At 64.4% G+C, this 14,017-nt stretch carries 14 protein-coding genes; 7 read left to right on the top strand and 7 right to left on the bottom strand.

Annotated features, from left to right (window positions below; translation table 11 throughout):
• Window positions 1-25: 25 nt before the first annotated feature.
• Together ASE49_RS06055 and ASE49_RS06050 are read right to left on the bottom strand one after the other, a co-directional pair.
• A complete protein-coding gene (locus tag ASE49_RS06055; protein ID WP_056769370.1) occupies window positions 26-742 on the bottom strand; it encodes a hypothetical protein in 717 nt (238 codons plus the stop codon).
• On the bottom strand, window positions 739-1,491 hold the full coding sequence (locus ASE49_RS06050; protein ID WP_200921985.1) for a hypothetical protein: 753 nt from the start codon (window positions 1,489-1,491) through the stop codon (window positions 739-741). Before ASE49_RS06050 ends, ASE49_RS06055 begins: the two co-directional genes overlap by 4 nt.
• Before the next feature lie 213 nt (window positions 1,492-1,704).
• On the opposite strand from ASE49_RS06050, the gene ASE49_RS06045 reads away from it, so the two are divergent.
• Window positions 1,705-2,373 carry a response regulator transcription factor gene (locus ASE49_RS06045; protein WP_082456327.1) on the top strand — a complete coding sequence of 223 codons (669 nt, stop codon included), beginning with the start codon at window positions 1,705-1,707 and terminating at the stop codon, window positions 2,371-2,373.
• Complete coding sequence (locus ASE49_RS06040) at window positions 2,370-3,743, top strand: sensor histidine kinase (RefSeq protein ID WP_156370148.1); 1,374 nt, start codon at window positions 2,370-2,372, stop codon at window positions 3,741-3,743. Before ASE49_RS06045 ends, ASE49_RS06040 begins: the two co-directional genes overlap by 4 nt.
• Before the next feature lie 56 nt (window positions 3,744-3,799).
• Here the strand turns inward: ASE49_RS06040 and ASE49_RS06035 are convergent, their stop codons facing one another.
• From ASE49_RS06035 to ASE49_RS06025, 3 genes are read right to left on the bottom strand one after another with little or no spacing between them, the layout of a single operon-like run.
• Entirely contained in the window at window positions 3,800-5,413 is a 1,614-nt protein-coding gene (locus ASE49_RS06035; protein ID WP_056769366.1) for a family 43 glycosylhydrolase, read from the bottom strand.
• A 58-nt stretch (window positions 5,414-5,471) separates the two neighbouring features.
• Window positions 5,472-6,767, bottom strand: a complete 1,296-nt coding sequence (locus tag ASE49_RS06030) for an MFS transporter (protein WP_056769364.1) — start codon at window positions 6,765-6,767, stop codon at window positions 5,472-5,474.
• 53 nt (window positions 6,768-6,820) lie between these two features.
• Window positions 6,821-7,615 carry a 2-keto-4-pentenoate hydratase gene (locus ASE49_RS06025; protein WP_235522862.1) on the bottom strand — a complete coding sequence of 265 codons (795 nt, stop codon included), beginning with the start codon at window positions 7,613-7,615 and terminating at the stop codon, window positions 6,821-6,823.
• Between the two features lie 268 nt (window positions 7,616-7,883).
• On the opposite strand from ASE49_RS06025, the gene ASE49_RS06020 reads away from it, so the two are divergent.
• The 5 genes from ASE49_RS06020 (at window position 7,884) to ASE49_RS06000 (ending at window position 13,368) form a co-directional block, all read left to right on the top strand.
• Window positions 7,884-8,900, top strand: a complete 1,017-nt coding sequence (locus tag ASE49_RS06020; RefSeq protein ID WP_056769440.1) for a LacI family DNA-binding transcriptional regulator — start codon at window positions 7,884-7,886, stop codon at window positions 8,898-8,900.
• 127 nt (window positions 8,901-9,027) lie between these two features.
• Window positions 9,028-9,864 (top strand): 5-dehydro-4-deoxy-D-glucuronate isomerase, encoded by an 837-nt coding sequence (kduI, locus tag ASE49_RS06015; protein WP_056769360.1) that lies wholly within the window; start codon window positions 9,028-9,030, stop codon window positions 9,862-9,864.
• Between the two features lie 137 nt (window positions 9,865-10,001).
• Window positions 10,002-10,757 (top strand): 2-dehydro-3-deoxy-D-gluconate 5-dehydrogenase KduD, encoded by a 756-nt coding sequence (gene kduD, locus ASE49_RS06010; protein WP_056769358.1) that lies wholly within the window; start codon window positions 10,002-10,004, stop codon window positions 10,755-10,757.
• A 1-nt stretch (window position 10,758) separates the two neighbouring features.
• Window positions 10,759-11,784 (top strand): sugar kinase, encoded by a 1,026-nt coding sequence (locus ASE49_RS06005; RefSeq protein ID WP_056769355.1) that lies wholly within the window; start codon window positions 10,759-10,761, stop codon window positions 11,782-11,784.
• 24 nt (window positions 11,785-11,808) lie between these two features.
• A complete protein-coding gene (locus ASE49_RS06000; RefSeq protein ID WP_056769353.1) occupies window positions 11,809-13,368 on the top strand; it encodes a carboxylesterase/lipase family protein in 1,560 nt (519 codons plus the stop codon).
• A 28-nt stretch (window positions 13,369-13,396) separates the two neighbouring features.
• Here the strand turns inward: ASE49_RS06000 and ASE49_RS05995 are convergent, their stop codons facing one another.
• On the bottom strand, window positions 13,397-13,780 hold the full coding sequence (locus ASE49_RS05995; protein WP_056769351.1) for a cupin domain-containing protein: 384 nt from the start codon (window positions 13,778-13,780) through the stop codon (window positions 13,397-13,399).
• The gene (locus ASE49_RS05990; RefSeq protein ID WP_056769349.1) at window positions 13,777-14,004 is read right to left on the bottom strand and encodes a hypothetical protein; all 228 of its coding nucleotides are present in this window, start codon (window positions 14,002-14,004) and stop codon (window positions 13,777-13,779) included. Before ASE49_RS05990 ends, ASE49_RS05995 begins: the two co-directional genes overlap by 4 nt.
• Between the last annotated feature and the right edge of the window lie 13 nt (window positions 14,005-14,017).

Raw genomic sequence — 14,017 nt, 5'->3', positions numbered from 1 at the left:
GCGGCCCTATCGCAATACCTGGCCATCAGGCAGCCTCGCGTACCGGGCGGCTGGTGACGAGCAGTTCGTTCACCGCCATCTTCGCGCGCGCCAGCACCATGGCCAACGGTTCATGCGCATCCAGCTCAACGATCGGTGCGCCACCAAACTGCAGGCGCGGCACGTCCTCAATCTTGCGCGCCAGCGACGTGACCCGATGATCGGGCTTGCGCGCCATCGCCACCTCCAGCGAGACATTGAGGCGCAGCACGAGGTCGGGCGCGTGGCTGACCATGCGCGCAAACATCCGCCGTTCGGACGCCGCCATCAGGCCAACCAGCCCACCTGCGCGCGCCGCCGCCAGACCCGGACCGTCCATCGGCCCGGGCACCACGATCTGCGGAAAGCGATCGGCGATGATCGCATAGCCTTCGTGCCGCAGCCGCATCATGCGCCGGAACCGGCGCGCGCGGCGCAGCGCGAACGCATAGATCACCAGCGCGGCCAGAAATCCGGGGCCACCCGCCCCTTGCGCCTTGCGCGCGGTGGCATGGATGGACTTGTCCATCCGCCGCCCCAGCAGCGGCAATCGCGCGATGACGCGGCCGATATTGCCCGATTGTTTGCCCAAGTGGCACGTCACCGTGGGCTGGCGGCTGTTCAGCCATGCCTCAAGTTCCTGCGTGACGGTGGATTTGCCCGAACCATCGCACCCCACCACCGCGATCAGCGGCGGCAGCGGGCGGGTATGATCGGCCTTCACAGCAACACCTCGAAGGGAAACAGCGCCAGGATATTGGCCAGCACTTCGGCATAAGGACGTGTCGCGTCGATATCGACGATCGGCGCGCCGTTGAACTGCAAAAGGGGCATGATCGCCAGCTTTTTTTCCAGCAGTGGCCGCGTGTGATCCGCCTTGCGCGCGATCGCGGTGTCCACGTCGACATTCAGCCGGATGACGAGCGTCGGCCGATACGTCGCCATATCCTGATACATCGCGCGCTCCTGGGCGGCGAGCCGCTCCACCAGGGGTGACCCGCGCCGTGTCCACGACAGCCCCGGTCCATCGAAACCACCGGGCAGCTCAGCTTGCGGGTAGCGATCAGTAATGACCTGAATGCCCCGGCGCCGGAATGCCAGCACGCGCGCGAAACGCCATCGGCGCGCCAGCGAAAAGGCGAAGATCGCCAACGCCGTCACGATGCCGGGCAGCCGCTTGCTGTGCGCGGAATGGGCCTTGCCGGCCTTGGCCGTCAGATAGCGTTCGGTCAAACCACCCACGATCGGCAAGCGCCCGATCCGCCGGCCCAGATCGCCGGTGCCCAGGCCAAGATACATCGAGCGCGTCGGCGCGCGCCGGGCCAGCAAGGCCGTGAGATCGCGCGTCAGCGTGGACTTGCCCGACCCGTCGCATCCCACCAGCGCAATACAAGGCGCCAGCCCGGCTGCATCACGGGAGAGATCGAGCTGGGTTGTGAACGGCAGTGCGGCGGTATCCGGAGTCGGACACATCAGGGGGTGAGCTGTCATAATTTTGTAGCTAAGTTCCGGCATAAGAAAGACTGGTGCCCGGATGCCCCCACGCACTCGAACATCACTCCTTACACAACCAACCTGATGCGAAACTGATGGCGTGCGCGTGTTTGACGCGTGTGGTCGCAAGGCTTAGTTTGGGCTCCAATCCAGGCGAGCCAGCTTGCGCATGATGTTCAGGAGTCCTCACAGTTGCCCCGCCTGCTGCTTGCGGAAGACGACGCCGATCTCGGCCCGACCATGCGGCGCGCGCTGGAAATGGAAGGCTATGTGGTTGACCTGGTGACCCGGGGAGACGATGCCTGCGCAGCGGCGCGGGCAGACAATTACGACGTGATCCTGCTGGATATCGGGCTGCCCCACGGTTCCGGGATCGACGTGTTGCGCAGCTTGCGGGCCGCAAAGAATGCAACGCCGGTGATCATCGTTACCGCTTTCGATCGCACCCAGCAGCGCATAGCCGGGCTGGATGCCGGGGCTGACGACTACGTGGTGAAACCGGTCGATCTCGATGAACTGGCGGCGCGCGTGCGCTCGCAACTGCGCCGGCGCGACGGGCGGGGCAACGAGCAGCTGACCATCGGCGCGGTCACGTTGGACTTTGCGGGAAATGTCGTCACGCTCGACGGTCAGGTCGTGCCGCTTACCGCCAAAGAGCATCGCCTCCTGGCACTGCTGATGAGGCGTGCCCGGCGCTTCGTATCCAAGGCCGACCTTGAGGCTGAGTTGTACGACCAGGATAACTGGGCGGAATCGAACACCGTGGAAGTCGCCATCTCCTCGCTCCGGCGCAAACTGGGCCGCGATTTCATCCGCACCGCGCGCGGGCTCGGGTATATGGTGGGAGCGCAGGCGGCGTGAGACGCTCGTCGCTCACGACGCAGTTGTATCGCCGGGTGCTGCTGCTGTTGGCGGTGACAGGGATCGCGATCGGCGCGGTGCTGTATCTTACCGCATCGCGTGAGGTAAGCAGGGCCGCAGATGCACAGCTCATAAACGCGGCGCGCCTTGTCCATATCATGGTGCAAGACGATATCGCAGCCGGCCAATTGGCGTGGCGCGACAAGCCGCCGGCGCAAATCCGTCAGATGGTTTCGCCCCAGGAAGCGCAGGCGTTTCGGGACTCTTACGATTCGTGCATCTTCCTGGTGTTCTGGAATGGCCGGGCCGTGGCACAGTCCGGCTCGGGCGCACCCGTGCGGCTGGTGCCGCGCCAGACAGGGCTGCGCACGTTCAAGGTAACGGGTAACCGTTGGCGCAGTTATGGCATGCGTGGTGAAGACCCGCGCCTGCTCATCGTGGTGGCGGAGCGGGACGCGCTTCGGGAATTTTCGATCGGGCAATTGCTGCGTGAACTGGCGGTGCCGATGCTCGCACTGCTGGCAGTGGCGATGGTGGTCTTGTGGTGGACCTTGCGCCGCGGCCTGTATCAGGTGGAACGGTTGGCCTCGATTCTGGGCGCGCGTTCGCTTTCAGACCTTCAGCCGCTGCCACCGCAGGAATGGCCCCGCGATCTTGAACCGTTGATCATCGCGCTCAACAAACTGTTCGCGCGCCTTGAAGGGGCTTACGAGCTTGAACAGGCGTTCACGGACGATGTGGCCCACGAATTGCGCACGCCGCTGGCCGCGATACGTGCACAGGCGCAGTTGCTGCATCGCCTCTCGCCAGCGAACCTGGGCCACGAAACCGACCGGTTGATTGGTATTGCCGATCGCGCCAACGCGCTGATCGACGGAATGCTGACGCTGGCGCGGCTGAACGCAACATCGCTCACCAGCCGCTCGGTCGATGTTCACGCGCTGGTAGCCGAAGTTGTCGCCGAAGTGATGATCGAGCAGCAGGCCGACACGATAAACGTAGCGGTCATGCCCGAACACATCGTGCGCTGGCATTGCGATGCGTCGCTGCTGCAGATCGCCCTGTCTGCCGTGATCGGCAACGCCATGCGCCATGCCGGTTCAGGCCGCGCCCTGGATATCGCGATTGTCCGGGGCTCCGGTCGGCTGGTCATCACCGTGGGCGACAGGGGGCCGGGCATTCCCGAGCCGGAGCGTGAGCGTCTGCTGCGCCGCTTCGAACATGGCAGCCTGCAAAGTTCCGGCAGCGGGCTGGGCTTGTCCGTCGCATCCAAGGCGATGACGTTGCTGAACGGCTCTATCCGGCTGGAGGGCCGCCCCGATGGGCCGGGACTGCTGGTGATCCTGACGTTGCCTGACCTGCCGCGATAGGCGCGGCCGTACGTCAGTAGCCAGCAATCATCGACCAGATCAGCAGCACCATATCATCATAGCGCGCGAAACCGGAAGTCGCGGAAACGAGCCTCGCCCTTGCCCGCCGCATACAGGCCCGGCCGCAACATCAGGAAACCGCCGCGCACGTTATGATGGTAGCCTGAAACTTCCATGCCGCGATCGAAGCGCTGCCAGGTCTGTCCACCGTCCGCGCTGGTGTGGAACGAGACGATATGGCGGTCGTTGCGCACTCGCATCAGCATACGAGCGCCATGCGGGTTTGCCGGGCGGCCCCGCTCCATGCCGTACTGGTGGGTGACGAACTTGGCCGCGTCGAAGCCCAGCCCGCAATATAGCTGCTGGTCGTAGAACAGCAGAAGGCCCGCCGTGGTGCCGGGATCGACTTCGATCTCGCACTGAAACTCATAGGCCTGGTCGCCGGCAATGAGCAGCAGCGGCGAGGAATCGACCGGCGCCGTCCCGCTGGCCCGCAGGTGCAGGCACTTGTCCGCAACGCGGGCGCGGCGCCTCTCGTCAGCGGCGGGCTTGAAGAAATTCCAGCGTCGACCGAGTTCCAGCGTCGAGAAATCGTCCGACAGCGGCAAACCGTGCGGCCCGGATTTGCTGCCCCCTTGCGGCGCGGCAAGGGGTGCTGACAAATCGCCCCCGTTCATCTTGAACCAGCCGTCGGCAGTCCAGGTGACGGGATCGAGCAGGGTCTGGCGCCCCAGCGTCCAGAAATCGCGCTCGTAGCCGTGATAGACCGACCACCATTCGCCGACCGGCCCTTCGAACACCGTGGCATGGCCGCGCGACCACCATTTTTCGGCGAGGTCGGTGGTGCGCACGATCGGATTGTGCGGGCAGTTTTCCCACGGTCCGTGGATCGACCTGGAACGCGCCGCGATCACCATGTGACCCGTCGGCGGACCGGCGGTGCCGCCTACTGCCGTGATCAGATAGTGATAGGCACCGTGCCGAACGATCTTGGGGCCTTCGGGCGAAAAGCCTTCAACGTCCCAATCCTGGGGATAATGCCAGGGATCGTAGACATGCTCCACCGTGCCGACCGTCGAAAGTCCGTCATCGCGCAACCGGATCCTGTCGCCGCCTGACAGGAACAGCCAGCGTGATCCGTCCTCGCCCACCGCGTGGCCGGGGTCGATGTGGTCGGGCAGCCCGAGATCGATCGGGTCGCTCCACGGCCCTTCGATGCGGTCAGCCCAGATCACGTAATTGGCGTTGGGGCTGGCCTTTGCCGGGAAGTAAATGAAATAGCGCCCGCCGTGCTTGCAGATGTCCGGCGCCCAGACCGCGCCAACGTTCTTAGTTAGTGCCGCAGTGATCGGCTGCCAGTTCAGCAGGTCGCGCGAATGCCAGATGACGAGGCCGGGATAGGAATCGAAGGTCGAGAAGGTGAGATAATAGTCCTTGCCATCGCGCAAGATCGAAGGGTCGGGATGGTCGCCCGCCATCAGCGGGTTGAGGAACCGCCCATCTCCCAGATCGGCGATACGTTGATCATCAAAACCTTTGCGATAGGCCGGCGCCGGGCGGGTCCCCGGCCCTGGCGCGTGCGGGCTGACCGCAGTGGCAGAACCGGGGGCCGCCGCCAAAGATGCTGCGCCCAGAGCCGTGGCCATCGCGTCGCGCCTATCGAACTTCATCCGTCTCCCTTTCGACTGGCAGGGGTTTACGCGCCTGCTTTCATGACTGATGCGGTCGTCAGATGCGGACCGGAGCCAGCCTCGGGCTCAGCAGGTGGACCACCAGCAGCGCGAGGAGGTATGCACTGGCGCAGATCGCGAACAGCACCTCGTAGCTGTGCGTCGCATCGAGGATGTAACCGGCGAACAGCGCCATGCCCATGCCGCCGAACGCGCCCACCGTGCCGCCTATGCCCACCACCGAGCCGACTGCGCCGCGCGGAAACATGTCCGACGGCAGGGTATAGAGGTTGGCCGAAAACGCCTGGTGCGCCGCAGTTGCCAGGCCGATCACCAGCACCGCCGTCCACACGTTGTCGATGCTCTGGACGAACCAGATCGGCAGCACGCACACCGCGCATATCAGCATCGTCATCTTGCGTGCGAAATTGGCAGTGCGCCCGGCCTTCATCAGGCGGGAGGACAGCCAGCCCCCGGCCACGCTGCCCAGATCCGAAATCAGGTAGATCGCGGCTAGCGGCAGGCCAAAGGTCTTGAGATCAAGGTCATAGCGTTCGAACAGATAGCCCGGCAGCCAGAACAGGAAGAACCACCAGATGGGGTCGATCAGGAACTTGCCCAGCGCATAGGCCCAGGTTTCCTTGACAGTGAGCAGGCGCGCCCACCCGATCTTTTCTACCGGGTCGGCAGGATCCTGGCGGATCCAGGCAAGTTCGGCGGCACCCACGCGCGGATGCTCGGTCGGGTGACGGTAGACGATCCACCACACCGCCAGCCAGGCGATGCCGAAAACGCCGGTCACGAAGAAGGCCATGCGCCAGTCAAACCACAGCACCAAAAGCGGCACGAGCAGCGGGGTGATGATCGCGCCGACGTTGGCGCCGGCATTGAACAGGCCGATGGCGTAAGCGCGTTCCTTCTGCGGGAACCAGTCGGTCACCGCGCGGATGCCGGCGGGGAAATTGCCTGATTCGCCGATGCCCAGGCCAAAGCGGGCCATCGCGAACGAAACCATGCCGGTGGCAAAGCCATGCGCCATGTGGCTCACCGTCCAGATGACGATGGCGATCGTGTAACCGAGCCGGGCGCCGACCACATCGACGATCTTGCCGAACGAAAGATAGCCGACCGCGTAGGCGACCTGGAACCAGAAGACGATGCCTGCAAAATCGGATTCGGACCAATGAAACTCGGCGGCCAGCGTGGGCTTGAGCACGCCGATCATCTGCCGATCGATGTAGTTGATCGCGGTGGCCGCGAACAGCAGCGCCACCACAACCCAGCGATAGCGACCGACCTTTACCGGGCCTGCGCCGGCGTCGTTCGGTTTCATGCCATCGATTTGTGCTTCCATTGATCCTGCTCCCGTGACGGCGGTCTGTTGTCCTGCCGCGCTCTTGTCTGCTCTCAGGCCGCCGCGGCGACGATGCCGCAGGCAACGCTGCCGTGCCCCGCGAACGTGGCCAGGACCTGCTGCCCCGGCCTCACGGGATGCACGCCGGTAACCGCGCCCGTCGAAACCCAGGTGCCCTTGCTGCAGTCTATGCCGCGCGTGGCCAGATTGCCGAGCAGGAAACGTACTGCCCCCAGCGGTCCGTCCAGCATGGTGGCGGTGGTCGCCTCGCCGGCGACTTCGCCGTCAATCTCAAGCCGCACTGCGATTGCGTCGAAATTGATGGTTTCCCACCCCGAAAGCGCAGGGCCCACGACCAGACCGTAATTGTTGCCATAGTCGGACACCGTCACCGGCGGGCCGTCGTCATTGATGCCGGGGTACGGCGAACTGGCCACCTCGATGCCCAGGTGCACCGCGTCCAGGATTGCGCGGGTTGACGCGTCGTCTTGGGGAACAACGCCGTCCCAGCCGGCGGCGACATGCAAAAGGAACTCCGCTTCGGCAGCCGCAAAGCCTTGCACGAAAACCGGCATGTCGAGCGATTCGGCTGCGCCGGCGCTCACGACGCTGTCTTCGAAGATCGGGCCAGCCAGGCGATTGCTGGCCAGACGCGCATCGTCGGGCGGGTTGATCTTGCCAACTTTCCAGCCGACGACCGCGCGCCCGTCCATGTCGATCGCAAAATCCTGGATGCGGTATGCGCTGCCCAAGTCTGTCGGTGCTTGTCCGGGATAGGAGGGCAACGCCCGCTTTTCGCGCCGGGCCGTCACGAATGCCTCGGCTACTGCCTTTGCCGTATCAGTCAAACCAATCCCCATAGTTTCAAAATATTCCACCGCCGCCCGCGCGCGTTGTCGACACCGGTGTCATCGAGACGGACGATCAGGCCGTCCGACCATGCCCAACCAGCCCCGCGCTGCCGCGAACGCCACCCAAACCTTCCGCATCTTTTCAAACCGGCGCGCGGTCTGCAAAAGAGTGTTCTTTCGGATGGTAACCGGTGTCATCTTGCCTTTTACCGGACGTGAAGGCAATCCGGAAAATCGTTCGGGTCGAGAGGTTGAAGAACGCCGCATGGCACAAGGGCAGAAACCTACAATCAATGATGTAGCCCGCTTGTCGGGGGTGTCGAAGAAGACCGTCAGCCGGGTGATCAATAAATCCCCCCTGTTAAACCAGGCCACGCGCGAGATGGTGGAGGCGGTGATCGCCCAACTGGAATATGTGCCCAATCCGCAGGCGCGCGCGCTGGCGCTGCGGCGCAACTTCCTGATCGGCCTGATCCACGACAACCCCAACGCGCAGATGGTGCTGGGCGTGCAGGAGGGCATTCTCGACACGATCCGCAACACCGAATTCGCGCTGGTCGTGCGGCCGGTCGATCGCCATTCACCGACCATGCTTGAGGATATCCGCCGCTTCATCGAGCAGCAGCGGCTCTACGGCGTGATGCTGCTGCCGCCGATCTCGGAAAATGACGCGCTGGCGCAACTGTGCCGAGACCTTGGCTGCACGGTGGTGCGCATGGGCTCGGCGCGGCTGGATGACGATGCCCACCTCGTTGCCTCGAACGACCAGCAAGCGGTCAGCGACGCGGTTGCCTGGTTGGCGGAACTGGGGCACACCCGCATCGGCTTCGTCACTGGGCCGGAGGGCTTCCGTTCCGCGCGCGAACGCGAACTGGGCTTCACCGCCGGGCTATCGCGCGCGGGGCTGAAGCCAGACCCCAAGCTTTCCGTCCGGGGCGACTATCGATTCGAATCGGGTATCGCCGCTGGCAAGAAATTGCTCGCGGGCAAGAAACCGCCCACCGCGATCTTTTCCAGCAATGACGAAATGGCCGCAGGCGTCCTCCACGCCGCGCGCGCGCAGGGCCTGAGCGTGCCCGAGGACGTGTCGATCATAGGTTTCGACGATACCGCCATCGCTGCGCACATCTGGCCACCGCTCACCACTGTGCGCTGGCCGATCCGCGCGATGGCTCGCACTGCCGCCCTCAAGCTGACCCGCCCGGAAACGGCGGCGTCGGAACCGTCGTTCTTCCTCTCCGACCTTGTTCGCCGCGCGTCGGTTATCGAATGCAAGCCTTGAAGCACCCTTAGGCCCGCACCCGTCAGCGCCATTGAGACGATAGTACAAAATCATAACTGTACGACGTTGACACCGGTTACCTAGAGCGGATACGAAGGCATCCGAGAGCTTAACGGGAGAGTTCGACGTGTTCTGCAAGACCTACCACGCCACCCATCCAGACATGATGGAGTGCGTCTCCAACGAAGAACTGCGCGACCGGTATCTGGTCACCGGCATGTTCAAGGACGGTGAGGTCAACCTCAACTACTCGCACAACGAGCGCTTCATCATCGGTGGCGCGGTTCCGGGCGCGCAACCGCTCCCCCTGCCGCTGCAGACCGTGCCCAAGAGCGCCGAGGGCAAATCTTTCTTCGAGCGCCGCGAAGCCGGCATCACCAATATCGGTGGCCCCGGCGCGATCACTGTGGACGGCCAGCGTTTCGAAATGAAGAACAAGGAATGCCTCTACGTACCGATGGGCACGGGTGAGGTTATCTTCGAAGGCCAGGGTGCGCGCTTCTACATCGCGTCGGTCCCGGCCCACAAGGCGCTGCCGATCAAGCACATCACGCTTGACCAGGCCAATCCGCTGGCGCGCGGCGACCTTGCCAATTCGAACCAGCGCACGATCTACCAGCTGGTGATCCCCGGCGTGTGCGACAGCGCGCAGCTGCTGCTGGGCCTGACGGTGCTGGAAGAAGGTTCGGTCTGGAACACGATGCCGCCTCACCTCCACGACCGCCGCTCGGAAATCTACCTGTATTTCGAGCTGCCCGAAGAGAACGACCGCATCTTCCACTACATGGGAGAGCCCGACCAGATGCGCCACATCGTCATCGCCAATGAAGAAGCGGTGATCAGCCCGCCGTGGTCGATCCACATGGGCTCGGGCACCAAGAAGTACGCGTTCATCTGGGCCATGGGCGGGGAAAACCTCGACTATACCGACATGAGTGTGCTGGATATCTGCCAGCTTCAGTAGGCTAGGCTTCACTCTACTTCCGCTCTTGCCGCCTTGTCATGCTGAGGCGTGCAGAGGCGTGCAGAGGCGCAAATCGAGGGCGTCCTGAGCAACCGCTCTGGTTGGCTTGCCGCGTTCACACTGACGAGATGGGTTTTATGGCAATTTCCTTCGACCTCAGCGGTAAAGCCGCCCTCGTTACCGGCGCTAATACCGGCATCGGGCAGGCTATCGCCGTCGCTCTTGCGCAGGCCGGCGCCGATGTTGCCGTGGCTGGCCGCTCCCAGCCTGCCGAAACGCTCGACCTGATCGCTGCAACCGGCCGCAACGCGGTCAACATCAAGGCCGATCTGTCCAGCATCGAGCCCGTCCAGCGCGTGATCGACGAAGCCGTCGCGGGCCTTGGCAAAGTGGACATCCTGGTCAACAACGCCGGCATCATCCGCCGCGACGACCTGCTGCAGTTCTCTGAGGAGGACTGGGACGCAGTGATGGACACCAATCTCAAGACCTTGTTCTTCCTTAGCCAGGCAGCGGCCAAGGGCATGGTCGAGCGCCAGAACGGCAAGATCGTCAATATTGCATCGCTTCTCACCTTCCAGGGCGGCATCCGCGTACCTAGCTATGCCGCCGCGAAGTCCGGTGTCGGCGGCGTGACGAAGGCCATGGCCAACGAACTGGCGCCCAAGGGCGTGCAGGTCAACGCTATCGCACCAGGCTACATCGCCACCAACAACACCGCCGCGCTGTCCGCGGACGAAACGCGCAACCGCCAGATCCTCGAACGCATCCCCACCGGGCGCTGGGGCCGACCTGAGGATATTGCCGGCGCGGCCGTTTTCCTTGCCTCCCCAGCTTCCGATTACGTGACCGGTCAGGTCCTGGCGGTCGACGGCGGCTGGCTGGCGCGTTGACATGAGCGGCCCCGGTCAAGCCGGCCATATAGTGACGTTCGGCGAAGTTCTGCTGCGCTTCGCCACGCCTGGATATCGCCTGACCGTGCAATCCGACGCGCTGGACATGGCCGTGGGCGGCGCCGAAGCGAATGTGGCGGCCGGCCTTTCCTCGCTAGGCCACGACGTGAAGATGCTTACGCTACTGCCGTCCAGCCCATTGGGTGACAAGGCTCGCGCGGCGTTGAACGCAGCGGGCATCGATACCACCCATGTCAGCCGCGCCAGTGGCCGCATGGGTCTCTATTTCCTCGAGAGCGGAGCGGGGCTGCGGCCTTCGTCGATCACGTACGATCGCGCGGGCAGTGTCTTCGCCCTTTCCTCCAAGGGCGATTTCGATTTCGCCTCCGCTCTTGAGGGAGCCCGACTGCTTCATCTGTCGGGCATCACGCCGGCGTTGGGGCCCGGGGGCGTCGCGCTTGCGCAAGCCGCCGTCGCCGAGGCGATCAGCGCCGGCGTGCCCATATGTTTCGACGGCAACTACCGCGCCTTACTGTGGGATGCTTGGGACAGCGATCCGCGCGCCATTCTCACCGAACTGATGCAGTCCGCCACGGTAATGATCGGCAACCATCGCGACATCTCGCTGCTTTTGGGCCGGCCCTTCTCCGGTGACGGAGCGGATCGCCGGCGCGAGGCTGCGCTGGCCGCTTTCGAAGCATTTCCGAAGCTGCAACTGATCGCCTCCACCGCCCGCCATATCGTTAACGCCGGCCATCACCGCATCGCCGCGCGAATCGACGCGCGCGCGAGTGCACACCAGGCCGCCGAGGTGGACGTGACCGGCATCGTCGATCGCATCGGCACCGGTGACGCATTCGCCGCCGGTGTGCTGCACAGGTGGCTTGAAGGGGCCGACATCGTCGCCATCGCGCAAGCGGGGCTGGCCTGCACCGTGCTCAAGCATACCATCCCCGGCGACATGTGCCTGGTCTCCCTGCAGGAGTTGGAAGCGTTCTCGGCCAGCGGCGGTGATGTGCGGCGATAAGGATTCAATCGCGGGGAAAGCAGGATGAACGACACCGGCCCGAAAATCACCCGGCGCGCCGTGGTGCGATCCGCCGTCTCGCTAGCGGCCATCGCATCGACCCCCACCCTCGCCCGCGCGCCGAGGTCGCCTCGTGTCGGCCGTTACACCGGCACGATCGATCAGGGCGTGCAGGCCTTCAAGGGCATCCGCTACGCCCGCGCAGACCGATTCGCGCGTGCTGTTCCCGAGCCATGGGACGGCCCCGCCTTCAAGGCGGAGACCTTCGCGCCCGTCTGCCCCCAGCGCGCCCTGGCGGACGAGGCGCAGTCGGAAGACTGCCTGTTCCTCAACGTGTGGACACCCGACGCGGACATGCGCGCGAAACGGGCGGTGATGGTCTATTTCCACGGCGGGGCCTACACCACCGGCTCGGTCACCGATCCCCTGACACACGGCGCACGGCTGGCGGCGGATGGCGACGTGGTGGTCGTCACCGTCAACCACCGCCTCAACGCGCTTGGCTATGCCTGGCTCAAGCCTTTCGGCGCCCGCTATGCCGATAGCGGCAATCTCGGCCAGCTTGACCTCATCACGGCGCTGCAGTGGGTGCGCGACCACATCGCGCAGTTCGGCGGTGACCCGACACGGGTGATGGTGTTCGGCCAGTCCGGCGGCGGCGCCAAGATCGCGACGCTGATGGCGATGCCCGCCGCAGACGGCCTGTTCCACGCCGCCGCGACGATGAGCGGTCAGCAGGTCCAGGCGAGTGGACCCGCTCACGCCTGGGCGCGCACCCAGGCCCTGATGGCGCGGCTGAAACTGGCGCCCGATGATGTCGACGGCCTGCGCACAATGCCGGTCGCGCGGCTGATGGGCGCGCTAGATGCCATCGATCCCATCATGGGAGGCGGGGTCTACTTCGGCCCGGTGCTCGACATGACCAACTTGCCGCGCCACCCGTTCTGGCCTGACGCGGCACCGCAATCGCTGCACGTGCCGATGATCCTGGGCAATGTCCGCGATGAGACCCGCGCTTTCCTCGATCCGCGCGGCCCGAAGTTGCGCGGCCTCACTTGGGACAACCTGGCTGCCCGAATCGCCCCGGAAGTGAAGATCGACATCGACACCGCCTGGATCGTTGCGCAATACCGTCGCCAGGCGCCGGACTGGACGCCAGAGCAGGTCTATTACGCGGCAACCACCGCCGGACGGTCTTGGCCCGGACAGGTGATCGAAGCGGATGCCCGTGCCGCAGCCGGCGCGCAGAACACCTGGGTGTATCAACTCGACCGATCCTCTCCGCGTGATCCACTGCGCGGCGCCGCGCATACCGATGACATTCCCTACGTGTTCGGCACAATCGATGCGCCGGGCAGCTATTCGGGCACCGATGCCGGCGCGCGCACGTTGAGCTCAGCCATGATGCGCGCTTTCACCGGCCTTGCAAAAACCGGTCGGCCGGGGCTGACGCAATGGTCGCCCTATCGCCTGCCCGACCGCGCCACCATGGTCTTCGATGACACCACGCGTGTGGCAAACGATCCACGCCGCTGGCAACGCGAACTGTGGTCAGTCGCGCCCTATGTCCAGCCGGGGACATAACTGAGCCTCCACGGCACCGATAACGCGCCTAGCGAGGATTGGGATACGCGATGATCAGCGATAGCGGTTTCTCGCCGCGTTGCCAGATGCCCACCACGGCGCCATCGTAGAGGTAGGCCGTCATGCCCGGCTTGAGCATCGCGCGCTGGCCGTCCGACACGACCTCCCCCTCCCCCGCCAGCACGTAATACACCTCATCGTGGGCAATAGGATGGCTGCCGATTGCCGCGCCCTTGTGCAGCACGCGGCGGCGGAACTCCATCGCGCGTGGGCCCGGGACCGCATCCGAAATCCGATAGGCAGTACTCATCCCGATGGCACCGTGCGGAGGCGCTTCCTCGCGCACGGTGTGACGTTCATCTACGACCGCCATCGGCGGCGCCAAAGCGAGCAGCAACGCCGCGCCGATCATATTTCCATGCCCTCATTTCTCAGTATGGCCGAAATCATGTTGCGATGTCTTTGAAACACTGCGGTAATTTGGATCATATCTCTCCCTCTCATCATTTTCGATTTCCCTTCGTTCAGGTTCTTGACAGCACGGTCGCCCTGCGGCACAAAATGATGACACCGGTTACCTAAGCTCGCAAGGATGAACTTTCGAACCGGTAGGGCGATTTGTTGATCGCCTGCCATGCTCCTTGAGGGG

It is taken from the genome of Novosphingobium sp. Leaf2, assembly GCF_001421325.1.
Classification (GTDB): domain Bacteria; phylum Pseudomonadota; class Alphaproteobacteria; order Sphingomonadales; family Sphingomonadaceae; genus Novosphingobium.
The sequence above is the reverse complement of the archived record's forward strand: the minus strand, read 5'-3'. Positions and strand labels throughout refer to the sequence as shown.

Bases quoted from the DNA above. Each gene is read 5' to 3' on its own strand.
- ASE49_RS06050 (WP_200921985.1), bottom strand. From the start codon at position 1,491: ATGTGTCCGACTCCGGATACCGCCGCACTGCCGTTCACAACCCAGCTC.
- ASE49_RS06035 (WP_056769366.1), bottom strand. From the start codon at position 5,413: ATGAAGTTCGATAGGCGCGACGCGATGGCCACGGCTCTGGGCGCAGCA.
- ASE49_RS06030 (WP_056769364.1), bottom strand. From the start codon at position 6,767: ATGGAAGCACAAATCGATGGCATGAAACCGAACGACGCCGGCGCAGGC.
- ASE49_RS06020 (WP_056769440.1), top strand. From the start codon at position 7,884: ATGGCACAAGGGCAGAAACCTACAATCAATGATGTAGCCCGCTTGTCG.
- kduD (WP_056769358.1), top strand. From the start codon at position 10,002: ATGGCAATTTCCTTCGACCTCAGCGGTAAAGCCGCCCTCGTTACCGGC.
- ASE49_RS06005 (WP_056769355.1), top strand. From the start codon at position 10,759: ATGAGCGGCCCCGGTCAAGCCGGCCATATAGTGACGTTCGGCGAAGTT.
- ASE49_RS06000 (WP_056769353.1), top strand. From the start codon at position 11,809: ATGAACGACACCGGCCCGAAAATCACCCGGCGCGCCGTGGTGCGATCC.
- ASE49_RS05995 (WP_056769351.1), bottom strand. From the start codon at position 13,780: ATGATCGGCGCGGCGTTGCTGCTCGCTTTGGCGCCGCCGATGGCGGTC.
- ASE49_RS05990 (WP_056769349.1), bottom strand. From the start codon at position 14,004: ATGGCAGGCGATCAACAAATCGCCCTACCGGTTCGAAAGTTCATCCTT.